Source organism: Pseudocolwellia sp. AS88 (assembly GCF_030551755.1).
Taxonomy (GTDB): Bacteria; Pseudomonadota; Gammaproteobacteria; order Enterobacterales; family Alteromonadaceae; genus Pseudocolwellia.
Window position 1 is genome coordinate 1 of the sequence record NZ_JAUPEC010000034.1, and the last position, 21837, is coordinate 21837.

The 21837-nt window shown below is 35.2% G+C and carries 25 protein-coding genes; 12 read left to right on the forward strand and 13 right to left on the reverse strand.

Annotated features, from left to right (window positions below; all coding sequences use genetic code 11):
• Nucleotides 1-286 precede the first annotated feature (286 nt).
• Nucleotides 287-823 (reverse strand): DUF4440 domain-containing protein, encoded by a 537-nt coding sequence (locus Q5N69_RS17180; RefSeq protein WP_304370319.1) that lies wholly within the window; start codon nt 821-823, stop codon nt 287-289.
• Nucleotides 824-1438: 615 nt separating this feature from the next.
• Here Q5N69_RS17180 and Q5N69_RS17185 point away from each other — a divergent pair.
• The 5 genes from Q5N69_RS17185 to Q5N69_RS17205 all read left to right on the forward strand — a co-directional run bounded on the left by Q5N69_RS17185 (nt 1439) and on the right by Q5N69_RS17205 (nt 7344).
• On the forward strand, nt 1439-2536 hold the full coding sequence (locus Q5N69_RS17185) for a peptidase M42 (RefSeq protein WP_304370320.1): 1098 nt from the start codon (nt 1439-1441) through the stop codon (nt 2534-2536).
• A complete protein-coding gene (locus Q5N69_RS17190; protein WP_304370321.1) occupies nt 2529-3965 on the forward strand; it encodes a RimK family protein in 1437 nt (478 codons plus the stop codon). Before Q5N69_RS17185 ends, Q5N69_RS17190 begins: the two co-directional genes overlap by 8 nt.
• Nucleotides 3966-5096, forward strand: a complete 1131-nt coding sequence (locus Q5N69_RS17195; RefSeq protein WP_304370322.1) for a GNAT family N-acetyltransferase/peptidase C39 family protein — start codon at nt 3966-3968, stop codon at nt 5094-5096.
• 141 nt (nt 5097-5237) lie between these two features.
• Complete coding sequence (locus Q5N69_RS17200) at nt 5238-6293, forward strand: CNNM domain-containing protein (protein ID WP_304370323.1); 1056 nt, start codon at nt 5238-5240, stop codon at nt 6291-6293.
• Between the two features lie 181 nt (nt 6294-6474).
• The gene (locus tag Q5N69_RS17205) at nt 6475-7344 is read left to right on the forward strand and encodes an MYG1 family protein (protein ID WP_304370324.1); all 870 of its coding nucleotides are present in this window, start codon (nt 6475-6477) and stop codon (nt 7342-7344) included.
• Nucleotides 7345-7416: 72 nt separating this feature from the next.
• Here the strand turns inward: Q5N69_RS17205 and Q5N69_RS17210 are convergent, their stop codons facing one another.
• Nucleotides 7417-7944: a hypothetical protein gene (locus Q5N69_RS17210; RefSeq protein WP_304370325.1), complete on the reverse strand. Its 528-nt coding sequence runs from the start codon at nt 7942-7944 to the stop codon at nt 7417-7419.
• 266 nt (nt 7945-8210) lie between these two features.
• On the opposite strand from Q5N69_RS17210, the gene Q5N69_RS17215 reads away from it, so the two are divergent.
• The 5 genes from Q5N69_RS17215 to Q5N69_RS17235 all read left to right on the forward strand — a co-directional run bounded on the left by Q5N69_RS17215 (nt 8211) and on the right by Q5N69_RS17235 (nt 10760).
• The gene (locus Q5N69_RS17215) at nt 8211-8462 is read left to right on the forward strand and encodes a DUF6482 family protein (protein WP_304370326.1); all 252 of its coding nucleotides are present in this window, start codon (nt 8211-8213) and stop codon (nt 8460-8462) included.
• 31 nt (nt 8463-8493) lie between these two features.
• On the forward strand, nt 8494-8739 hold the full coding sequence (locus Q5N69_RS17220; RefSeq protein WP_304370327.1) for a DUF3081 family protein: 246 nt from the start codon (nt 8494-8496) through the stop codon (nt 8737-8739).
• A 5-nt stretch (nt 8740-8744) separates the two neighbouring features.
• Entirely contained in the window at nt 8745-9221 is a 477-nt protein-coding gene (locus Q5N69_RS17225) for a CIA30 family protein (protein ID WP_304370328.1), read from the forward strand.
• A 198-nt stretch (nt 9222-9419) separates the two neighbouring features.
• Nucleotides 9420-10394 carry a C-terminal binding protein gene (locus Q5N69_RS17230; RefSeq protein ID WP_304370329.1) on the forward strand — a complete coding sequence of 325 codons (975 nt, stop codon included), beginning with the start codon at nt 9420-9422 and terminating at the stop codon, nt 10392-10394.
• A gap of 150 nt (nt 10395-10544) precedes the next feature.
• On the forward strand, nt 10545-10760 hold the full coding sequence (locus Q5N69_RS17235; protein ID WP_304370330.1) for a TIGR02450 family Trp-rich protein: 216 nt from the start codon (nt 10545-10547) through the stop codon (nt 10758-10760).
• A gap of 108 nt (nt 10761-10868) precedes the next feature.
• Here Q5N69_RS17235 and Q5N69_RS17240 read toward each other — a convergent pair whose 3' ends face one another.
• From Q5N69_RS17240 to Q5N69_RS17270, 7 genes are all read right to left on the reverse strand, one after another.
• On the reverse strand, nt 10869-11057 hold the full coding sequence (locus tag Q5N69_RS17240) for a DUF2798 domain-containing protein (protein WP_304370353.1): 189 nt from the start codon (nt 11055-11057) through the stop codon (nt 10869-10871).
• Nucleotides 11058-11091: 34 nt separating this feature from the next.
• Nucleotides 11092-11529, reverse strand: coding sequence for a MarR family winged helix-turn-helix transcriptional regulator (locus tag Q5N69_RS17245; RefSeq protein WP_304370331.1), 438 nt, complete (start codon nt 11527-11529; stop codon nt 11092-11094).
• A 4-nt stretch (nt 11530-11533) separates the two neighbouring features.
• Nucleotides 11534-11818, reverse strand: coding sequence for a putative quinol monooxygenase (locus Q5N69_RS17250; RefSeq protein ID WP_304370332.1), 285 nt, complete (start codon nt 11816-11818; stop codon nt 11534-11536).
• 111 nt (nt 11819-11929) lie between these two features.
• Nucleotides 11930-12691 (reverse strand): SDR family NAD(P)-dependent oxidoreductase, encoded by a 762-nt coding sequence (locus Q5N69_RS17255; protein WP_304370333.1) that lies wholly within the window; start codon nt 12689-12691, stop codon nt 11930-11932.
• The gene (locus Q5N69_RS17260; RefSeq protein ID WP_304370334.1) at nt 12654-13088 is read right to left on the reverse strand and encodes a thiol-disulfide oxidoreductase DCC family protein; all 435 of its coding nucleotides are present in this window, start codon (nt 13086-13088) and stop codon (nt 12654-12656) included. The genes Q5N69_RS17255 and Q5N69_RS17260 overlap by 38 nt, the downstream gene beginning before the upstream one ends.
• 30 nt (nt 13089-13118) lie before the next feature.
• Complete coding sequence (locus Q5N69_RS17265) at nt 13119-13550, reverse strand: DUF3429 domain-containing protein (RefSeq protein ID WP_304370335.1); 432 nt, start codon at nt 13548-13550, stop codon at nt 13119-13121.
• Nucleotides 13547-14194 (reverse strand): flavin reductase family protein, encoded by a 648-nt coding sequence (locus Q5N69_RS17270; protein ID WP_304370336.1) that lies wholly within the window; start codon nt 14192-14194, stop codon nt 13547-13549. Before Q5N69_RS17270 ends, Q5N69_RS17265 begins: the two co-directional genes overlap by 4 nt.
• Before the next feature lie 244 nt (nt 14195-14438).
• Here Q5N69_RS17270 and Q5N69_RS17275 point away from each other — a divergent pair, with 244 nt between their 5' ends.
• Both Q5N69_RS17275 and Q5N69_RS17280 read left to right on the forward strand, forming a co-directional pair.
• The gene (locus Q5N69_RS17275) at nt 14439-14663 is read left to right on the forward strand and encodes a DUF2892 domain-containing protein (protein ID WP_304370337.1); all 225 of its coding nucleotides are present in this window, start codon (nt 14439-14441) and stop codon (nt 14661-14663) included.
• 9 nt (nt 14664-14672) lie between these two features.
• Nucleotides 14673-16595, forward strand: coding sequence for a bifunctional diguanylate cyclase/phosphodiesterase (locus tag Q5N69_RS17280; RefSeq protein ID WP_304370338.1), 1923 nt, complete (start codon nt 14673-14675; stop codon nt 16593-16595).
• 101 nt (nt 16596-16696) lie between these two features.
• On the opposite strand, the gene Q5N69_RS17285 is transcribed toward Q5N69_RS17280, so the two are convergent.
• From Q5N69_RS17285 to Q5N69_RS17300, 4 genes are read right to left on the reverse strand one after another with little or no spacing between them, the layout of a single operon-like run.
• A complete protein-coding gene (locus Q5N69_RS17285) occupies nt 16697-18448 on the reverse strand; it encodes a sugar phosphorylase (RefSeq protein WP_304370339.1) in 1752 nt (583 codons plus the stop codon).
• An 11-nt stretch (nt 18449-18459) separates the two neighbouring features.
• Entirely contained in the window at nt 18460-19692 is a 1233-nt protein-coding gene (locus Q5N69_RS17290; RefSeq protein ID WP_304370340.1) for a glycosyl transferase, read from the reverse strand.
• Nucleotides 19693-19736: 44 nt separating this feature from the next.
• Complete coding sequence (locus tag Q5N69_RS17295) at nt 19737-20597, reverse strand: mannosyl-3-phosphoglycerate phosphatase (protein ID WP_304370341.1); 861 nt, start codon at nt 20595-20597, stop codon at nt 19737-19739.
• 6 nt (nt 20598-20603) lie between these two features.
• Nucleotides 20604-21497: a kinase gene (locus tag Q5N69_RS17300; RefSeq protein ID WP_304370342.1), complete on the reverse strand. Its 894-nt coding sequence runs from the start codon at nt 21495-21497 to the stop codon at nt 20604-20606.
• Between the last annotated feature and the right edge of the window lie 340 nt (nt 21498-21837).

Below are 21837 nucleotides of genomic sequence, written 5' to 3' on the forward strand. Positions count from 1 at the left end.
AAATATAAAACGCCCAATGAAGTACATCAGGCGTTTTAATTAAATGACTGTCAACCTATATTAGGACGGGTCATAATCTTGATAAAGCTAAACGATACTTTAATAAATCAATGAGTTATTAAATCCATTAACCCGAGTTGAGGTTAATTAGCGCTATATGAATAAGCGTTGAATAACTTTAAGCTAAAATAATAAAGCCACATCATTTGTGGCTTTATGTTTTTTTAATACTTGGTAAATACCTAAAAAGACTAACAATAGGTTATTCAAACTCGTTCATTATCAGTTAATGAGTTGTGTGAGCCATATGAGAGAGTAATAACCAGTCACCTAAGAATTTCTTTTTAAACACTAACATCGTCCGGCCTTTGAATACTTTTACTGCTGTATCACTATTATTAGGTGTAATATAAAAGTTGAGTATAACTGTTCCTACACCGCCTTTTTCGGTAATGGACTCCTGCTCATAAGTTAAAGTACCATCCATTTCAGAAAAGTAGGCTTCATACCAAGCTTGTATACTCTCAACGCCTTTAATAATCTGTAAGTTTGGGCTGGCATAAACGCTATCTTTATCATAGATAGACATCATAGCCGCAACATCCTTATTGTTAAAAGCATTCGTCCAATCAGTGATTGCTGCTTCTAGGGCTTTAACCTCACTACTTTTTTTAACTTCTGTTACTTCATTGGCTTTATCAGCGTCTTTTTTGTTTTTAAATGTTGGTTGTTTTAAGGCTTCTGCTAAACCAAAGGCAGATGAAAAACCTGAAACTGACATTGTTGTTACAAATAACAAGGATAATAAAACGGCTTTTTTCATTTTAATACTCCGTAAATAATTGGTTGAGTTTAATAAGATCATTGTAATCTTGTTGTTTGTTTTTTAGGCTGAATTAACTCAGAGTATCTCATATGCTTTTGATAAAGCAATAACAAGGATTTCAATGTTAAAAGCAGAAAGAATATAACTTTCTGTTTCCTATTTTACTACAGACAATAAGTGGGTAATTTGTAATATTGAATGTAGAGGCTTTTTTTTATCCGACTTATAGCTAGGAATACCTCATAGAACACATATTTAGAACTGTTTAGATGAGTCTTTAATGACTCTAAACATATGGCACAAACTTATAACTTTTTTGATCAAAATATACCTCCTTTATATCTAAAAACTTTTGTTCTATAAATGTACAACTCGATATTTTAATTACCTGTATATATTTGTGCTTTTTCACTCGTTTCATTTCTTTTTATGCTGTTTTTATCTTTCGGTAAGGTATTGTTTTATATGTATTAAATGTGTCGTTGAAAATAGTTTTAATTATCGATAAATAAATATTGCTAAAGTTTAAATTCAGGTATATAAATCGCAAAAAACAACCTAATAAATAGAAAAATTTAGGTGATTTAAATTGAGGTTTTTTAGAGAGCGATAATGCCAAATAACCAAGTAAGTTCTGTTGTAAATAGTTTGCCAGAAGCATTAGTTAATTTAATAGCACAATTAATCCGTAGTCCAAGTGTTGTTGGTGCCGAACATTCATTTTTTCGCGTTTTACAGCGAGAGCTTGAAGAGCGTGGCGCTAAAGTAACTTGGTACCAAGGCATACTTGTTGCGCAAGGTAATGATCCTGAAAGTTTATTCTTTTCAGCTCATATAGATCGCCACGGACTTATTTGTACAGGTCCTAACGAATTTCAATATGCGGCCTTTGTATCAGGTAATCGATCTGGTTTATTAGGCAATTCAGTTGATGAAGAGCTGATGCGTAAGATCGTTAAGCGTTTTCCTGATCAGAACGTTTACGCTTACGAACCTTGGTCAGGTGCTTATCGTGGCGCTGGAAAAGTTAAGCATTCGTATATTTGCCCTAAACGTAAAAACCTAATTTTCGAATTAGAAAACTTACAGCATTTAGTGGCAGGTACGCCGATTGCTTTTGCTGACAAGTTATCTATAACCGATGATGCTTTAATCGGGCAGTTAGACAATGTGTTAACAGCTGCCGTGCTTGTTTATATGTTTGAATTAGGTTTTCAAGGAACCGCTTTTTTTACTGCAGAAGAAGAGTGCGGTAACAGTTGGCAATATTTACTTGAATGGTTTTTGCGCTTTGGCGGACAAACTAATCAGTTGGTAGTGGTTGATACAAGCCCATTTCCTGATTTCGAAACAGCTGAAAAACAAGATCTTGTACTGCGTAATTGTGATGCTAATGCAAATTTTAACCAAGAACTAACTGAAAAGTTAACTCAGATTTGTGAAAAACATAATTACAGTGTGACTTTTAAAGATGAATACACACAAAAAATTAATGTTGATAGGTTAGCTCAAGGTCTTGATGCTTTTTCTATTGGTTCAACCGAAATGGGTAGAATTATTAACGGCTCAAACGGAATAGTTGATGGTACAACATTACAAATACCGACCTCTGGATACCATACCATGTCGGAATCGGCGCCAATAAAATCAGTGGCTGCCTTTTTAGATATTATTATCAATCTTGCTAAATTAGAGAACAGAAATGCATAAAACCTTAATCATTTGTGATGATATAAATGACGTATTAATTGAAAACTCAACTGGCGTTATAAGTTTCAAAGATTACTTAGAACAATACCCAAAGAAGGGTGAACCTAAAACTCGTATTATTAACTTATGTGATACCGCTCAGTATTTGAGTAAAGGTTATTATTGTTCATTATTGGCTGAAGCTAGACAGCATCAAGCTTTGCCAAGTGTTAAAACAATAAACGAACTGCGTGATATTTCTGAAGATCATAGCTCAATTATTGATAATATTTTATCGTTAACAAAAAATGCCAACGGCACTGAATTCCTAATCTTTTTAGGATGGACCGAAGATACTCGTATTCAAAAATCAGCACGTAAGCTTTTTGAGTTATTTCCTGCACCTATATTGAAAGTAACCCTTTCTGGTTCAGGTGTTGCTGATATAACTCGTTTATCGATCACTGAATTGTCGGCTGAAAATAAGATCTTATTTTTAAACCAACTTAGTCACTTTACCGGTGCTGTTTGGCGTACCAATAAATCTAAAACACAACGCTGGGAAATGGCTATTTTGGTTAATCCAGATGAAGCTTTTCCACCTAGCTGTAATCAAGCATTAAAACGTTTTGTTAAAGCGGCCAAGAAGTTTGGTATTAAAGCTGATTTAGTGACGACAACCGATGCCGCACAAATCTTAAATTATGATGCGTTATTTATTCGTGAAACTACCGCGATAGATCACCATACATACAAAATTGCACGCAAAGCTGAATCTGCTGGTTTGGTGGTATTAGATGATCCCGACTCTATTTTAAAGTGCTGTAATAAAGTGTTTTTACATGATGCTTTTAATTATAAAAAAGTACCAAGCCCAAAAACCTCAGTATTCATGCAAGGGGGGGATGAGTTAATTACTAATATAGAAGCAGGGTATAGCTATCCTATTGTATTGAAAATGCCAGAAGGCTCATTCTCAAATGGTGTGTATAAAGTTGAAAACAAAGAAGAGTTAGTTGAAAAACTGGCTGAATTATTTGAGCTTTCAGCTTTAGTACTGGTACAAGAATATTTATATACAGATTTTGATTGGCGCATTGGTATTTTAAATGGCCGGCCTATTTACGCTTGTCGTTATCATATGGCGCGCAACCATTGGCAAATTTATAATCACAAAGCGAGTAAAAAATTCTCGTCAGGTAACTTTGATACGTTACCAACATTTGAAGTGCCAAAAGCCGTGTTAGATGCCGCAATAAAGTCAGCGAACTTGGTCGGTAATGGATTTTATGGTGTTGATTTAAAACAGAAAGATAAACAAGTTTATGTGATTGAAGTGAACGATAACCCAAGTGTCGATCATGGTATTGAAAACGCTTACTTAGGCGACGAGCTTTACATGCTGATTATGGCTGAATTTCAACGTCGTTTAGAAGAGAGAGGTCGCTAATTGAACACACAGCCTGATACTGATATTGGGTTTGAAAAAGTGCAATATCGTAAAGCTCAATTATCAGATATAAGTGATTTACTTGTAATTGAATCGACGTGTTTCACTTCAGACAAAATTAGTAAACGCAGTTTCATTCGTTGGATAAATTCAGACAACGGTATCTTTATTGTCGCGCACCGTAATCAACAAGTTGTGTGTTATGGTTTGGTGTATTGCCATAAAGGACGGCGCTTAGTTCGCTTATACTCTATGGCAGTTTTACCTGCTGTGCGTAAGCAAGGTATTGCTGAAAATTTATTACAACAACTTGAACAAGCATCTGCTGCTCAAGGTCGTTTGTTTATGCGTTTAGAGGTAAATAAAAATAACCATAACGCTATTCGTTTATACGAAGCGGCGGGTTATCGCATTTTTGGTGAATATTCAGATTATTACGAAGATCATAGTGATGCGTTGCGTATGCAAAAGAAAATTTTGCGTGCGAACACCCATCAGATATCTCGTATAACACCTTGGTATGCACAAACAACAGCGTTTACTTGTGGCCCTTCAGCTTTGATGATGGCAATGACTTCGTTAGATGACAAAATAGAATTAAGCCAAGTATTAGAGCTGGCTCTGTGGCGTGAAGCAACAACCATCTTTATGACGTCAGGTCATGGTGGTTGTCACCCTATTGGTTTAGGTCTTGCCGCTAAGCGACGTGGTTTCGAAGCCATGGTATATATTAATACTGAAGATGTGTTATTTACCGATGGTGTTCGCACTGAAGACAAAAAACAGATCATGACAACGGTTGATAACCAATTCAAAGCAGAGGCGCTTGAGCTTGGTGTTGAAATTAACTATCAAACCGTTGAGCAAGAGCAAATATCCCTTTGGCTTGAGCAAGGTTATGCGGTTTTAGTATTGATCAGTACTTATCGTTTAGATGGTAAAAAATCACCTCATTGGGTTACAGTAACTCATATTGATGATATGTGTTTATACGTACATGATCCTGATTTAGACGAACACGACCACAACGCTTTTGACTGTCAGCATGTACCTATCGCACGTGATGATTTCGACAAAATGGCAAGCTTTGGTGCAAGCCGACTTCGTACAGCTGTAGTGATCAAGAAGTAAAAACTCAACATATAATGGCGACTATAACAGGTCGCCATTTTTAATTGTTTCAGGCTATTTCTATTCGGTGCTTATCCATCCAATTTATTCTCAATTGATTATAATAAAGGTAGATACCTTTTAATGAGTGGATGTACTTTCATGAGTATGCTTTTCTTATATGTATTTATCGCTATTGTTGTTTCCTTTGTCTGCTCTGTTTTAGAAGCCGTTTTACTCAGTGTTAACCACGCTTATATTGAAAACCTTATTAGAAAAGGTTCAGCTATTGGTCGTATATTTAGAAAACTGAAAGACGATGTCGGCAAGCCATTAATTGCTATTTTAACGTTAAACACCATAGCCCACACTATTGGAGCTGCCGGAGCTGGTGCTCAAGCTGCGCTAGTATTTGGTAATACTTATGTTGGTATTTTTTCTGCTGTTTTAACACTACTTATTCTTATCTTTTCTGAAATTATTCCTAAAACAATTGGCGCACATTATTGGCGAGAACTCGTGCCTTTTACTGCTCATACATTAAGGTTCATGACATGGAGCTTATATCCCTTTATTAAATTGGCAGAGCTAGTAACATCACCATTTGAGAACAAGTCGATTGTTACAGGTTTAAGCCGAGATGAGTTTGTAGCTATGGCAGAATTAAGTACAAAAGAAGGGCAGTTAGGCGAACAAGAATCCAACTTACTTAAGAGTTTAATGTTGCTGAAAGGAGTGAATGTTAAAGATGCGATGACACCACGTATGGTGATGTTTACGCTTTCTAGCACCTTGTTAGTTGAAGAATACTTTCATAAATACGATAAAGTCTATTTTTCTCGAATACCTGTTTACTGTGATGAAATGGAAAACATTATTGGTTATGTACTACGTAGTGATTTATTGCTAGCGCAAGCAAGAGGTAATGGTCGTAAACCTGTATCGAACTACCTTTATTCTATAGTGACTGTTGTTGACTCCATGAGAATAAAACTCGTGTTTCAAAAGTTACTAAAAGATAGGTCTCACTTGATGATAGTGGTTAATGAATATGGAAGTGTGCAAGGACTAATTACTTTAGAAGATGTTATTGAAACCATTTTAGGTTTAGAAATTGTTGATGAAAAGGATAAAACCGTCGATATGCAGCATGAAGCACGTAAATTATGGAAGAAAAGAGCAAAAGAAAATGGTGTAGATTTAAACACTGAAAATTAAAAGAGAAAATAACTGATTTATTTAGCTAACTATTTTTGTAAGCCGTATTCGTATAGAATTACCACTGTAATCCCTAACTAGTTTTGAATTCGTTAAAACTTAGGGAATTATTATATTTTTCCAAATAGTAAAGCTGAATAAGCTTGCCTTCTAATCTCTTTCTAAAAATGATGTAAAACAAATGAATGAAATAACAATAGCAACCCATAACGGTAATTTTCATGCAGACGATGTATTTAGTATCGCAGCACTTACCAACATTTTTCCAACGTTTAAATTAATACGTACTCGAGATTTAGAGCTTATTGGTAAAGCTGACATAGTGATAGATGTTGGTGGTGAATATGATGCAGACGCAGGTCGTTTTGATCATCATCAACGTGGTGGCGCTGGCGCACGAGAAAATGGCATTCCGTATTCTTCATTTGGTTTGATTTGGCAAAAATATGGTTTAGAAATATGTGGCGGTAATCAAGACGTTGCTAATTCGGTTGATGCTGGTTTAGTGTCAACAATTGACGCTATAGATTGTGGTCATGTTGAAGGTGTTCCTACGGGCATTAGTCTTAGCCAAACCATTTCAATGTTTAACCCAACATGGCAAGAAGATATGCATGTAGATACTTGTTTTGATGAAGCTGTTGTATTTGCATCACATGTTTTAACTCGCTTTATCGCATCATCAAGCGGCGGTATTAGCGCTAAAACTATTGTGGCAGAAGCTATCGAAAATGCAGAAGATCCACGAGTTATTGTATTAGAGAAATACATTCCATGGAAAAGAACAGTTCACGCTTTATCTCAAGAAGCGTTATACATGATTTATCCATCTCAATCAGGACAATGGCGCATTCAAACTGTACCTGTTGAGCCTGGTTCATTTGAAGACAGAAAACCACTACCTGCAGCTTGGGCTGGTTTAGCCGATAAAGAGCTACAAGACGTAACCGGTATCGCCGATGCGATGTTCTGTCATAACGGATTGTTTATCGCAGGTTCAGAGTCATTTGAAAGCACAATGAAAATGGCTGCTATGGCACTTGCTGAGTAGAAGAAAAGCATGAATAAAAACGGGATAACATGATTGTTATCCCGTTTTTGTATGCATTATTATCTAATAGGTTTAGTTATTTGAGTCTAAAAAACTTCTCAGTTCATTTAATGCCGCTACCGAAAAGCCTCTGTCATAAAAATAGATAACCTTGCCACTTTTATCTAACAGAATCACTCTCGTGTTATTAGGTGTTTCGTTACCTGTATACTCTTGAACTCTTTCACCATCTTCATAAACGGTAACAACGCCTTTCCATAATTCTTTTGGAATACCTTTACGCATACCGTTATTGATCATAGTACTGAACATACGAGGAAATAAACCTTGAATTGTTGGTATTTCATAAACATCAACAAGGGTTTCAGTCATATCTAAGCCAATTAACCAACGGTCAATATCGAACTGTGAATCTTGTTTATAACCCACCAATAATAAAGTTAACTTACCCTTAAAATCTTCAGGTAGATTGACCTGCTCTTGCTCTAAAGATTCGCCTAACACAGAAGGAAAGGTGCTACCTGTAATGTCTTTATTTGAATAAGTTGTACTACAACCTGTCGCTATAAATATGAAGCAAGATAATAGAAAAACACGCATTTGAATACTCTCTTTTGAATAATGACTTTGTATTACTTAGGTTATATAAATCAATACGATGTAAAAGTAAGTTTAGCTCACAATTTTTTTAATATTCCAACATTTTACCTTTTTATACTGCCAGCATTGCATCTATAAAGTGCTCCAAATATTAAATATATCGACAAAATAATGATTTAATTTAAACCAAAAAGCTTTTTTCCGCGTATTGATTTAATGAAAGCAGAAAATACGATATTTATTTCAGTTAATACGAGGAAATTATTATGGATTTTAAACCAACAATAATAGGTGTAGCTGAAGCAACACATTACTTAGTAGGCGGAACAGATGTTGATGATAATTTTACTGCCTTACCGGCTTTGGGTGATGTTGTAATATGTAACTCTTTGTCATCGGCAAAGCAATTGTTGCGTGATAATGATATGTTAGAAGCTCAGTTAACCTTGCAAACTCCTTACGATGAGATGTGCGGTTTACCAACATCCAGAGTTACGCATGAAACTGTATTATTATAAGTAGTGCAACTTAACTAAAGGAAAAGTTAATATGAATTTAACCCTCCATCTCAATGTTTATAATCATATCGTTACAAATGGCGAGAAAAAGAGCGATAAGTACGTTTTGGGCGAACTATCGGCTTGGCACGACTTTGATGGCTATACGTGCTTTTTGGGTTATAAAGAACTGACTATGAGCTTATATTTTCATGGGAAGTTCTCATATGATTATGAAAAAGAGACAACACGGGAAGAGTTCATCGCTTTGATCGAAAAAATGCAGTCAGAGTTATAACAAGCTTGTCTTCCCATACTTTAGATAATGCTGACGATTGGTTGATCACTAACGACAGTGTTATGGGTGGTCTATCAAAAGGTCATACTTTTGTAGAAAATAATATGATGACTTTTTCAGGCTTTTTATCTACTGAAAATTCAGGTGGTTTTACTAGTATATTTAAAAAACTACCTAGTTTATCTGAGTCAGTAGAGTCAGTTACTATTGTTGTTAAAGGCGATGGAAAACCTTATCAATTACGTGTTAGAACGCAAGTTATGGGCTATGAACTGGCTTATAAAATTAACTTTGATACAAGCATTGATACAGTAACAACTCACACATTCAAATTATCTGATTTTGAAGCATCATTTAGAGGACGAATTATCAGTCATGCCCCTTTATTAAAGGCCTCTACTATTACCCATGTTGGCTTTCTGTTATCAGCTAAACAACCAAGCCACTTTTCTTTAAACATTTACTCCATCGAATTTATATAACACTTCCCTTTGTTTTGTAACAACAGATGTTTTCTGCGACATTTTGCTTTCATCTGCTATTTTTGTCTGACTTAATCAAATAGAATTCATCACTTAAAAGAGATTTATACTTAAATCTGTACTTCATTATGAGTTCAATTAAATTTCCGTTACCGCAGTGCAAGCTACCTGCGAAATAAATTAAAAGGAATGTTGCTAATGACTGCAACCGAGAAACAACCTGTTGTATTAATTACTGATTACGCTTGGCCAGATCTTGATATTGAAAAAAGCATTTTAGAGGGGGCAGGCTATAAAGTAGTGTCTGGGCCATCAGCTCCGGCTTCAGCAGAGGTGATTGAAGCGCTTATGCTAGAACATCAACCTGATGTTGTATTGTTTTGTTGGGCACCAGTAACAGAGAAAGCTATTCGTAGTGTTCCTCATTTAAAATTAGCTGCTCGTCTAGGTGTGGGGCTAGATAATTTAGCTGTTGATGTATGTACTGAATTAGGGATTTGGGTCACCAATGTTCCTGATTACTGTGTTGAAGAAGTCTCTGATCACACAGTCTCGATGTTACTTTCTTGGGCTCGAGGATTAGTTCCTTTTAACAAGCAAGTAAGTGAAGGTGTTTGGGAGCCAGCAGGTGCTAAGTTATTACGCGTGGCTAATTTAACTGTAGGTATTTTAGGTTATGGTCGGATTGGTCAACGTACGGCAAGCAAGTTAAGACCTTTCGGTTGTGAATTATTAGCTGTAGATCGTTCTCCTGATGAAGATGACATTGAGTTTTGTGATCTTGAAACAATGGCTGAACGTAGTGATGTATTGATTGTACAAACGCCACTTACACCACAAACACATCATTTAATTGATCAAAATATTTTAGATCGCATAAAACCAGGCGGATTATTAATTAATGTTAGCCGAGGTGGTGTGGTTGATACAAATGCAGTAATTAATGCCTTAGCAAGCGGCAGACTTTCATCTGTAGGACTTGATGTACTAGAAGACGAACCGAATGTTCCAGCTGAGTTACGTGAACATCCGAATACTATTGTTACACCACATGTGGCTTTTTCATCTGATGCGTCACTTGAAGAATTACGTGTTCGTGCCAGTGAAGAAGTTATTCGTGTGCTTAATGGTGGTAAACCAGAACAAGCGAGAAATCAGCCTAATGGTAAGTAATCTGATTATTGCTAATGAAGCTAGTGAAGGTACAAAGAGATATAGAAAGTGATTATTGAAAAGCAACTACAAACTTAATTGTTTGTAGTTGTAAGACTTGTGAGTGATGAATATGTTTCAACTGTATTGCATTAACTATTAGAGGTAAATATGAATAAAGTAAGCCCTAAAGCATTACTTCACAGTAAATGGACTAAAGTGGAAGTAGAGAATAAAGAAAAACATTTCGTAGTAACACAGCTTGAGACCGATGACGAACAACGTATTGTTGAATGTAAAATTGAAGCGGTTATGTCTAAAAATGAGTATTCAATTAACTGGCGTGATTTGAAAAACAGCGACTCTTGGAAAATAGGTTGGAAGTAGTTAAGTTGCTTTAACGCAGAGTTTCGCTTTATCTATCAATTTTATGAGCCACACTTATTTTAGCGCATATCAGCTTAGAGAGATTTGATACAAGGAAAGAGAAACTCATTACGTTGTTTGTTTACAGAGCTTTTGAGCTATAGCTGCAATTTTAGGTCCGAATGAAAATGAGATAAGCCAGGCTACAGGCCAAGCAAATAAGAAAGCACGAGCCCAATTCATAAAAAAACCTTCAACGGCACCTAAATTTATAAAGGTGATCCACACGGTCATCAAAAAACATAATACAAAAGACATTAAAAGGGAAAATACTAAACGGTACGACAAGGTTTTACTCCAAATTTGGGGAGGTAGTTAATATATCAAAATAGCCTGACAATATTGATTTTAACAGAGCTTCGCTTTTTTTTGTTAGTGCTAAAGTTACCGCTCTGCCATCTTCTTTATCTTTTTTTGCACATAACAAAGCATCTTCAACTAGCTTTTTAACAGCCCGACTTAATACAGGTTTAGATACATCTAATCGACTAACTAATTCTGATGCGTAAAGCCACTCACGATCTAACTCTCGATCAATCGCCATAAGTATTAAAAAGCGTAGTTGCGATAAACCATGTGAAGCAAAGTAATCGTCTAGCTTTCGTATAAGTGAACTATATTCCCTTAGACCTTCAAGCCGTTGAGCTATTTGCTGGCTTTGATCAGGGCAAAATTCATCGCTATAGCGCGTGATCATAGCTTGAGTAGGTAACTCTTTTAAGAAAAACATGGTATTAACCTAAGTGCTCCATAGCAGTAATATCAACAGGTTTTGCTAACCAAGTTTCGTATGCGACAAATACTTTTTGAGTGTAATCTTGCAGATAATGTAATTGCAATGCCGACTCATTAACCCATTGTTCATAAAGAAATAATTCAGTTTTGTCAGTGTTGGTATGAATATCAAATTGAATGCAGCCTGTTTCATGACGAGTTTCATCAAGAATAGATAATATGGCTGTTTTAGCTGACTCAAAATATTCTGCTTTTGGGGTGATAGTTGCAAATACACAGTGCATATTAATACTTCCTTATAAGTAATAGATCATGAAAAATCTAGTTACCATGGTAACTAGTTTTTTTGGCATGTCAATTTACTTTTAAGATTTACCTTTTTGCTAAACTAGTATTTACCAAGGTATTACTTTTCCTTGCCAATCTAGATAACTTGCTTTGCCATCTATTAGTGTATCTTCAACAATTGTTAATAGCTGCTTAGCAACAAATTCGCTTGTAAATAATTTACCTTCTGGCACATTCTTTTGAAATGGCTTTGAAAGTGGACTGTCGGTAGTGCCTGGATGGAAAGAGATCAGCTTGATATTTTTTGCTCTTCTAGCAAGCTCTACTGCTGCTGAAGTGAGTAGCATATTCATCGCTGCTTTCGATGCTCGATAACTGTACCACCCACCTAATCTATTATCACTAATACTGCCAACCCTCGCGGTAAATACAACAACTTTACAGCTGCCTTTTCCACTAAGAATAGGAGTTAAATGTTTAAGCCATAACATAGGCGTGATTGTATTAGCGCTCAATACTTGCGTAAAAGCTTCTGCTGAAAAGTCTTCTAAACGTTTTTCTGGTTGTAGTTTTATATTATGTAATAGCCCATGACAAATAATTACTTTTGTTATTTCAAACATGGCAATTAAGTCTATTTTACTTACTGCTAGGTTAATTTCATCTTCCTGATAATTCTTAACATTAATTGAATTTAAACAAGCGGAGTGCAATTGTTGAAAGCTCTCTTGTTGATAGAACGTTAGATCTCGGCTAATAACAATCAACTGAGTATTATCATGATTTTTAGCGTCTAAAATAATTTGTTGTGACAGAGCTTTAGCTATTTCGCTATTTGCTCCGATAATCACTATGGTTTGGTTTTTCATGGCAAACTCCTTCAATACAAGCATTGCTGCCGATACCAAATTTTTGGTATAAAAAATTAGAAATTGGATGGCGATATTTAGCCAAAATTAAATAAACTCCATGAGCTAACTGCTTTACTACAGGAAATTGTAGAGGGGCCACTAAGCTTCCTCTTCCCACTAATGTCCAAGCTCTATGTGTTACGTCGAGTGCTTTTAGTATTTTCCCTTGGTATTCACCGTGTAGCATTTTCATCGCCTTATCAGGATCAATATTAGGGAAGTCAGTTGTAAAGTTTTGTTGATGTAAATTAACTAAGATGATCAAATTGTCATTATCAAATTGCTTTAGCTTCTGCATTTCTAAATTACATAACGGACAATTTGCGTCGTAAAAAATGGTGAGTTGGTTATTCATTAGAGTTCCCCATAATTAATTGAAACTTTTTCATAACAAAAAAACTATAGCGACAGAGTGCAGAATATTTACAGCTATGGTGAGTTTGAATCTCATTTTTAAATAGTCTTGTGTTTCATTATTTGTGTCGTTATTCGTATGAGTTGTAGTTATCAAATATTCAGCTAAAAATAAAACAAGATAACCAAAAGACAAAAAGAGTAATGCGTAAAATGGCGATAAAAATAAACAGACAAAAGCATATAAACAAAAAACATTACTGATAACTTGAACGCTTTTGTAGTTCGCCGAACTTCCTGAACGCCATAGGGTTCCTGCAATAAAACTAAATATCATTGCACTGTAAAAAGTAAATGCTTGTAGTGGTTCGATAAATAATCCACTTGGCGAATATTGAAATAACCCTAGAAATATTACGAAAGGAATTAGCCCGGCATAACCTAAAAACTGATAAGTTTTCATGATAATTTCTCTTCTTTATTTTGATTAAGAGGCAAGCCACTAAGATCAAGATTGTTAAGAAGTTGGTCAGGTTTCGCATAACTTAAGCGTGAAAGGCGAGTAGTGTTATGGTAGCTATCAAGTCCTGAAATACAGGTTGTTTCTAGTGATTCTATGTCAATGTAACCATCTTCTTGAATCGCTTTGTTTTCACAAAGTATATGAGTGATTTCACCAATAATAAGTTGCGTATTATTAAGATCAATATGCACAATATCTTGTAAAGTTAACGCATATTTCAGACGACTTTCTCTAACGAAAGGCGCATTTATGCCATCAATATAGTGTGTAGATAATCCTGAATGTGAAAACTCACTTTCTTCTTGTGAGTAACGTGCTGAAGTTTGATGAGCTTGTCGATAAAACTCAGCGGATACTTGATTAATCGTGTAATGCTTAGTACTAACTATATTATTTAGTGTATGCCTGTCGGTATTGTCAGGTCGCATAATAAAGCCCACTAAAGCTGGCGATGCACCTAAATGCACGACTGAGCTAAAAATAGCCACGTTAGTTTGCCCATCTGTGTTTTTAGTCGCAATGAGGTTGGCACTTTTAAAGCCAGACAAGCTGTTGATGAACTTTGCTCTGTATCTCTGTTCCATCGCCTTCAAGTCATTATAATTGTATTGTTTGTATGTAATAAATTACTCCCCATTAAGCTTAACTATGTGCTTTCTATGTTGTTCAATACGTATGATGTTGCTTAAAAGATCTATAAAAAATTTCAAAAGGAGAAATGTTAAAGTGATTTAAATAATAAATAAGGGAATATGATTAATTAACAGCGCGTTATTTGAATAGTTTTCTATACTGAAAGGAGTTGTATATTTATCTAAAAGGGTTTTTATGAAGTTACCTGAGGTTAATTTGTGTAAAGCAGATAGAGTAGTAAGAGGTGTATTGAGTGTATTGCTGATTATATATGTTATTTTTTGGCATGATGAAGTAGGTGATACTTTGTTAATTTCACTTATCTGGATTTTTTCTATTTTAAATTTAATTTCTTTTGCTTCAGGCTGGTGTCCTGTCTACCATCTTGCAAATTTAAGTACATGTAAAAATAAAGAATAAGTACATAATATGAGTAAAGATGTTGAAAAAATAAATCTAGACTCTGATTTAAGACGCCATTTACTTTTAGGTACTATAGGTTTAGTTGTTGCTGTTTTAATTATTTTTATCAATGTTACTTATGATATTGCTAACGATCTTGGTGAGTCGCTTGAGTCTGAACATATAGAGATACAAGTTAATGAAGTGGCGAAAGTAGTTGATAGTTTAGTAACTACCGAGCAACTAAGGCAATTGAAAGATAACCTCATTCCTTATGAATACTTTGCATCTCATCACTATTTTTTAGATGAGGATGTTCTATTTCTTAATGTGCTGCTTTCTGAAAAGAAACTTACTATTACCGGGGAATATAATTTCAACGAATTCCCTAGAATTGTACAAGCTATATCTGATAAAAAATCAGAAAGTGGATTTACTCAGCTAAACGATGATAGAGTTTTTTGGCAATATAAATACAATGAAGACATAGGCACAGAGCTTATCTTTGCTCGTAAAGTTCATGCATTAGACAGAGCTATAAGTTACATGTCTACTCGTCTTTCTATTGGAGCATTTGTTACTTTTTGGTTAGCTGTTTGGGCTGCGCTAATCATATCTACTTATATTACCCAGCGCTTCATCAAAGGAAATGTTAGGCTTAATTACTTAGCGAATCACGATAACCTAACCAACTTACCCAATCGTACATATTTGTATGAGATTGTTAATAAGTACTTTAAACAAAGTAAAAATACTCTTTCTAATAAAAATGCATCCATGTTGTTTATTGATTTGAATAAGTTCAAGTTAATCAATGATTCATTAGGGCATCATAGTGGTGACCTTTTGCTAGCAACAATTGCGATGCGTTTAAACAAATTTGTCACCAAAACTGATTACGCTTTTCGTTATGGTGGGGATGAATTTATTATATGGAGTGAGAATACTGATCAAGCTGCTGCCCAAGTTCTTGCTGCTAAAGTAATTGAAGCCTGTAAAAAACCTTTAAATATTCAAGGCTCACAGTTTGAGGTGAGTGTGAGTATTGGTATTGCTTGTTATCCAGAAGATGGAAAGAATTTTAATGACATTTTTAAACATGCTGATATTGCTATGTATCATGCTAAACATATGCGCTTAGGTCACCAAAGTTACCAGAAAAACTTAGATATTAGATCCTCTTTAAAAGTAAATCTCAGTGGTCAATTAAGCCATGCATTATTAAACGAACAGTTTGTTTTATATTACCAGCCGAAAGTAAATATTTCAGATGGAAAAACTTTTGGTGCTGAAGCTCTTATTCGTTGGCAGCATCCGGTTGAGGGTTTATTAACACCCAACTTCTTTATTTCTTTAATTGAACAAAGTGATTTTGTTCATGCTTTTACTCGATATGTTTTTAAACAAGCGATTATGCAATGTAGAAGTTGGATGAACCAAGGTTATGAGTTAAGTGTAGCTGTAAATATTTCTCCTTATAATTTATTAGATGCTGGTCTAGTTGAGCATTTAAAAGACTTACTTGAACAGCATAAAGTGCCAGCAAGTTTAATTGAAATTGAATTAACTGAAAGTGCCACTATGGTAGACATTGATGTAACGAAGAAAATCTTTAAAGAGTTTAAAAACCTCGGAGTTAAACTTTCTATTGATGATTTTGGTACAGGAATGAGTTCTTTATCTTATATTAAAGAATTAGAAGTTGATTTCATTAAAATCGATCGCTCTTTCATTATTAATATCGTTGAAAGTAATGAAGATGAAGCCATAGTGATGAGTATTTTATTATTGTGCCAAAAGCTAAATAGAGACGTTATTATTGAAGGTATTGAGACAAAAGAACAAAGAGATAAATTACTTGCTTTAGGCTGTAAATATGCACAAGGTTATTATTTTGGTAAACCTATGTTATCGCAAGATCTAACATTGTTGTTAGGAAAACCTAGTTAGCTAAGTCTGTTAGTTTATGAATGAATTGTGTTTTAAGTAACTGATGGTTATTCATTAGCTTTTTAAACAACCAATGAATAACCATAGCATATGTGCTTTTACTAACCGCGTGTATTTGCAATCCAAACACTTTGATACGGAGCTAGCTCTATTTCTTGTGTTAAGTCGGTTATTTCTGTTTCGCTAATAAGTTCATACCAGCTATTGCTCACAATTAAGTTCAGCTCACTTAATGGCAGTGATAATGGTTTGTCTGTAATATTGCTAATACAGAATATACTTTGTTTTCTGTCTTGGCTTTGACGCCAAAAACCAAATAATTGTAAACCTAAATGTAAGGTAAACTGTGTAGCATTTGGATGAAATGCTTTTTGTTTTATTCTTATCGCCAATAATTTATTTAATTGTGTTAGCACTTTACTATGGTGCTTGCTGTCGTCTTGTAATGCATCTACAAGTAAATCGTCTTGCCAACGATGACGGTTGATTGAACGATTACTACCCGTATCTTCAACTTTTTTATAGTCATTTTGTGTACCCAGCATACTGTGAATATATATACCCGGAATACCTTCTAATGCGAACATAATGGCATGTGCACATACAAAACGAACCATATTGAATTCGTCTTTACCTTCTGTTGTACCTTGCATAGCATCAAACAACGAAATATTCATTTCGTAAGGTTTTTGCGTTCCATCTTCTGTTGTTCTACAAGATATCTTGCCACCAAAACCTTCAATTGTTTTAACTAAGTCACTGGTTTCTTCGTCACTTAATAAACCTTCAACAGGCCTTAAGCCTACACCGTCATGAGAAGCGATGAAGTTAAAATAAGTCGTTCCATCTTGCGCTGGGGGCATACTCATTAACCAACGTTTTAGATATAAACAATTACCTGTTAATAAAGTGTTGATAAGTAATGGAGGTAACGAGAAGTTATAAATAGCGTGCGCTTCGTTAGCATTACCAAAGTAAGTTAGATTTTGTGGGTTAGGAATATTAGTTTCGGTAATAATAATCGCATCATGCTTAGCGTGCTCAATTAAGGTTCTAAGTAAGCGAACAACTTCGTGAGTTTCTGGTAAATTAATACATGATGTACCTGCAATTTTCCATAAAAAGGCAATAGCATCAAACCTAAATATTTTAACGCCCATGTCTAAATATTGTCTGATTATGATGACAAAAGCTTTAAGTACTTCTGGATTCCTGAAGTCAAAATCTACTTGGTCGTGACTAAAAGTACACCACACTGATTGTTCGCCTGATGCGGTGTTTACTTCTCTAAATAACGGCGAAGTGCGTGGACGGACTACATCAGAGGTGTCTGTATCTGCAGGAGCGGTGAAGAAAAAGTCATGACCTTCACCTTCACCCTTAATAAAGTTTTCAAACCAAAAACTTCTACTTGAACAATGATTAATAACTAAGTCCGACATTAGGTGGCGTTCTTTAGCTATACTTTTTATATCTTCCCAATCACCAAGAGATTGATTAACGGTTGAGTAATCGATAATTGAAAAACCATCGTCTGAACTGTATGGGAAAAATGGCAGAATATGAACGCTGTTCACTGTTTCATCCATATTATCGTTAATAAAACGACGTAAGGTTTGTAGTGGTGCTTCGTCGTCTTTAACTATACTGTCGCCATAAGTAATTAAAATAACATCTTCTTCGGACCACTGGTTAGTGAAAGGCGTCACCGCAGAACAATCATCATGCAGATTCATTAAATCAGTTAACTGTTGCGCTAATTCTTCTGAGGACTGCGTAAGATTTATATCTTTATAAATAACGTCTAGCTGTTGTGTTAATTTACCTAATAATTGCTCATATGGTGTTGCCATAAATACTGTTCCTATTTTAACATTTCGCTGAATTCTTGATGATCGGCTTCTACTGCTTCTTTAATTTGCGCTAGTACATCAGGCATGGCACTGATAACACGATTCCAAGACGGTATGAAAGGTGTTTCCATTGGTTGCTCTAAAAATGTGTGGCCTGCTTCAAGTATGTTTTCGGCAAACATTTCTACTGCTTTTTCTTCGCTGTGTAGATCTAGTTTCAAACCATTCATTAATGCGTCATGACGGTAAGTTTCAACGTAATCTAATGCGATTCTGTAATAAGTTGCTTTAAGCGTTCTAAACTTCTCAGTAGTAAATGTTTCACCTTCGGTAGCTAATTTACGTATAAAGGCTTTACTGATATCAATAGACATTTTAGATAAACCACCACTGGTATCACCTAACGACAGGTCTTGGTGTTTATGATCGTAAGTTGCAGCAATATCTACCTGACAAACATGGTTAGACGAATAGTTACGGTACATTTCTGAAAGTACGCCAATCTCTAAGCCCCAGTCACTTGGGATACGAATATCTTTTAGTACGTCTTTTTTGAATGAAAACTCACCGGCTAGTGGGTATAAAAAGCTGTCCATGTATTCCAAGTAATCACAGTGTCCAACGGTTTTCTTTAATGCTTTGATTAATGGTGTAACAAGTAATCTTGATACTCGACCATTAATTTTCCCATCAGCAACACGTGCATAAAAACCTTTTGAGAAAGAGTAGTTAAAGGTTGGGTTAGCTACAGGGTAAAGGAGTCGAGTCAGTAAGTCTTTTTCATAAGTCAGAATGTCACAGTCGTGTAATGCAACCGATTCGGCTTTACCTGAAGCTAATATGTAGCCCATGCAATACCAAACATTTCGACCTTTACCTAACTCTTTTGGAGCTAAGCCAAGTTTTTGTAATTTAGCATCAAGAGCTTGTAATCTTGGGCCGTCATTCCATAACACGCGATGGTGTTGAGGTAACTGTCCAAAGAAAGATAATGCGTGTTTGTATTGCTCTAAATCAGCTCTGTCTAGCCCGATAACAATTTCAGATAAGTATTTAACATCTTTAATTTTGTTAATAATGTCTGGTAACGCAGAGCCTTCTAACTCTGAAAATAATGAAGGTAAAATAAGCCCCAGCGGACGAGTTTTAGAAAACTCTTCTAGTTCCGCTTCCATATCCTCAGTAGTTCTTTGGCCTAAATTGTGTAATGTAGTTACAACGCCATTTTGATAAAAGTCAGCCATGATATACCTCTTGGTTAGGATGATAATTAAATTTTAGAATAAGTTTAGTTCAATAAAATATTTGAAGGACACTTTTGTATAGGCAGTGGCTCAGGTAATATTTGATCTAATGCTTCAGCCCAACCAGCGGGCCCGTAATTATTAGTTTGTATAACGTTTGTGTGCTTTTTAAGCTCGGGAAAATCATGCACAGGAGAGCGAATTTGCACTGCGTAGTCTGCAGCTTCTAACATAGCAATATCATTTTTACCGTCGCCTAAAGCAATAGATGAAATGTTATTGAACTGAAATGTTTCTTTGTAATATTGGGTTAGCCACTTAAGAGCACGGCCTTTGTCGCTTTCTCCGCTAACATGAAAGAAACGTCCGCCATGTAATATGGTTGCACCTGCTGTTTCAAGGTATTCAATAAAAGCGAGCTTGCTACTTTCATCTCCCGTCCAGTGGATAGGTTCACCATAATGTCTATTCTTCGCGAGTTCAGCGTCAGCTTCGGTTAACCCTGTAATTTCAGCTAGCTCTGCAATACTTAACGATGAAAAACCTTTGAACAAATTGCTCAGTTGGGTTGGCGCTTTTGCAATAATATCTAACCAGTGTTGAACTGGAGGGCAAAAAGATTTAACCCAGTATTCGCCGTCGCTAATTGTGTCTTGTGGTTGTACTTTAAAAAGTGCTTTTGGAAGAAAAATAGCGGCACCATTTTCAACAATTAACGCATCATTAATATGTAAATTCTTTTGTATCGCTTTAACTTCTGCAATGGTTTTACTTGTGGTTAATACAATAGGTACGTGAGCTGCGTTGAGTTGTTTTATTACAGGTAAAGCTTCAGTACTTTTGTAGGTGTAGTGATCCATTAATGTTCCATCTAAATCACTAAAAATCATTATCTGTTGGGTCATACGTGATTAATCCTTTTCAACACACTTGGTAATACAGCGGTTTTCATCTAAGTAATAAATAGCATGAGCGAGTATAGGTAAGGTTTGCATACCATGTGTTGTTAATCGCTGGAAATATTGAATGAAACTTAAAATTTGCTCTTCATTCATTACCTTAGATTGCTGATCTGTTGGAGACAATGTTTTAATTAATTTTTGTTCTTGTTCTAAACGCCATCGATAAACACTATCAAATGACGGAACTTGCAAGGCTGCCCAAAAATCAAAATATTGATAAAGAGGCTGGTAATGAGTTAATAACTCGCTATTGACGTAACTACGCCAAATTGAGTCCTGATCTTTTTCTTGCTCAAGCGCATTAATCGGTTGTAATAGTTGCTCATCAGTTTGTGCAGTAACCCCCCAGCACCAGCCTTCTAATATAAGAATGTCTATAGGCTTTTCTATATGCTGCCATTGGTCTTCACTGTATGGGTCGTCAGTTGCTTTGTTAAATCTTGGAATAGCAAAACCACTCTCACGTTTTTTTACTTTATCTAAAACTGCTTTGAGTAATGGCGTATTGTGTGTGCCTGGAACTCCACGAGTTTTTAGTAAAGGATGAATGTCTTGTGCGAGTTTACTTCTAGCATCTCTTGATAAATAGAAGTCGTCTAACGACATTACAACAATGTTTAGGTTGTAAGTTTCTGATAGGTGATAACAAATATAATCTGACAGGGTTGATTTACCACTTCCTTGGCAACCATTAATACCAACAAAATAAGGCGCACCTTGATTTTGGTATTGAGCAAATATTCGTTCGGCCAGTGGCAAGTAACTTTTGTTGATCAAAAGTTTAAATGATTCTGGTAATTTGTTTTTTTCCATGAAAGTTGAAAGCATATTTTTTTTACTCATCTGTCTTCTCAATATTTATACTTACAACTCTTATGCCAATTGATTGAAATTATCGCATGTAAATATAAAGTCATGATATATAAGGGTTTAAAATGGTGCAGTAAAAAATAGCTAGCCATTTATAGGTGCATTTCGTTAATCGTTTTTTATATTTTGCCACTTTTTGGTGCGTATTATGGTGTTATATGGGAATTGTTTACTCGATGTATTTATGGGTATAAAGTGGCCTTATATTTTTATAACAATATGTATTATTCCGTTATAAAAAATTAAAACACTACTCCTCAAACACTAATGATGCACTGGTTTTTAGGTTGTTGATTCTTAAGTTGAATAGTAA

What these genes read in the sequence shown, in the direction of transcription:
- Q5N69_RS17180 (WP_304370319.1), bottom strand. Translation starts at nt 823, where the DNA reads ATGAAAAAAGCCGTTTTATTATCCTTGTTATTTGTAACAACAATGTCA.
- Q5N69_RS17185 (WP_304370320.1), top strand. Translation starts at nt 1,439, where the DNA reads ATGCCAAATAACCAAGTAAGTTCTGTTGTAAATAGTTTGCCAGAAGCA.
- Q5N69_RS17190 (WP_304370321.1), top strand. Translation starts at nt 2,529, where the DNA reads ATGCATAAAACCTTAATCATTTGTGATGATATAAATGACGTATTAATT.
- Q5N69_RS17200 (WP_304370323.1), top strand. Translation starts at nt 5,238, where the DNA reads ATGAGTATGCTTTTCTTATATGTATTTATCGCTATTGTTGTTTCCTTT.
- Q5N69_RS17205 (WP_304370324.1), top strand. Translation starts at nt 6,475, where the DNA reads ATGAATGAAATAACAATAGCAACCCATAACGGTAATTTTCATGCAGAC.
- Q5N69_RS17210 (WP_304370325.1), bottom strand. Translation starts at nt 7,944, where the DNA reads ATGCGTGTTTTTCTATTATCTTGCTTCATATTTATAGCGACAGGTTGT.
- Q5N69_RS17215 (WP_304370326.1), top strand. Translation starts at nt 8,211, where the DNA reads ATGGATTTTAAACCAACAATAATAGGTGTAGCTGAAGCAACACATTAC.
- Q5N69_RS17220 (WP_304370327.1), top strand. Translation starts at nt 8,494, where the DNA reads ATGAATTTAACCCTCCATCTCAATGTTTATAATCATATCGTTACAAAT.
- Q5N69_RS17230 (WP_304370329.1), top strand. Translation starts at nt 9,420, where the DNA reads ATGACTGCAACCGAGAAACAACCTGTTGTATTAATTACTGATTACGCT.
- Q5N69_RS17235 (WP_304370330.1), top strand. Translation starts at nt 10,545, where the DNA reads ATGAATAAAGTAAGCCCTAAAGCATTACTTCACAGTAAATGGACTAAA.
- Q5N69_RS17240 (WP_304370353.1), bottom strand. Translation starts at nt 11,057, where the DNA reads ATGTCTTTTGTATTATGTTTTTTGATGACCGTGTGGATCACCTTTATA.
- Q5N69_RS17245 (WP_304370331.1), bottom strand. Translation starts at nt 11,529, where the DNA reads ATGTTTTTCTTAAAAGAGTTACCTACTCAAGCTATGATCACGCGCTAT.
- Q5N69_RS17250 (WP_304370332.1), bottom strand. Translation starts at nt 11,818, where the DNA reads ATGCACTGTGTATTTGCAACTATCACCCCAAAAGCAGAATATTTTGAG.
- Q5N69_RS17255 (WP_304370333.1), bottom strand. Translation starts at nt 12,691, where the DNA reads ATGAAAAACCAAACCATAGTGATTATCGGAGCAAATAGCGAAATAGCT.
- Q5N69_RS17260 (WP_304370334.1), bottom strand. Translation starts at nt 13,088, where the DNA reads ATGAATAACCAACTCACCATTTTTTACGACGCAAATTGTCCGTTATGT.
- Q5N69_RS17265 (WP_304370335.1), bottom strand. Translation starts at nt 13,550, where the DNA reads ATGAAAACTTATCAGTTTTTAGGTTATGCCGGGCTAATTCCTTTCGTA.
- Q5N69_RS17270 (WP_304370336.1), bottom strand. Translation starts at nt 14,194, where the DNA reads ATGGAACAGAGATACAGAGCAAAGTTCATCAACAGCTTGTCTGGCTTT.
- Q5N69_RS17275 (WP_304370337.1), top strand. Translation starts at nt 14,439, where the DNA reads ATGAAGTTACCTGAGGTTAATTTGTGTAAAGCAGATAGAGTAGTAAGA.
- Q5N69_RS17280 (WP_304370338.1), top strand. Translation starts at nt 14,673, where the DNA reads ATGAGTAAAGATGTTGAAAAAATAAATCTAGACTCTGATTTAAGACGC.
- Q5N69_RS17285 (WP_304370339.1), bottom strand. Translation starts at nt 18,448, where the DNA reads ATGGCAACACCATATGAGCAATTATTAGGTAAATTAACACAACAGCTA.
- Q5N69_RS17290 (WP_304370340.1), bottom strand. Translation starts at nt 19,692, where the DNA reads ATGGCTGACTTTTATCAAAATGGCGTTGTAACTACATTACACAATTTA.
- Q5N69_RS17295 (WP_304370341.1), bottom strand. Translation starts at nt 20,597, where the DNA reads ATGACCCAACAGATAATGATTTTTAGTGATTTAGATGGAACATTAATG.
- Q5N69_RS17300 (WP_304370342.1), bottom strand. Translation starts at nt 21,497, where the DNA reads ATGAGTAAAAAAAATATGCTTTCAACTTTCATGGAAAAAAACAAATTA.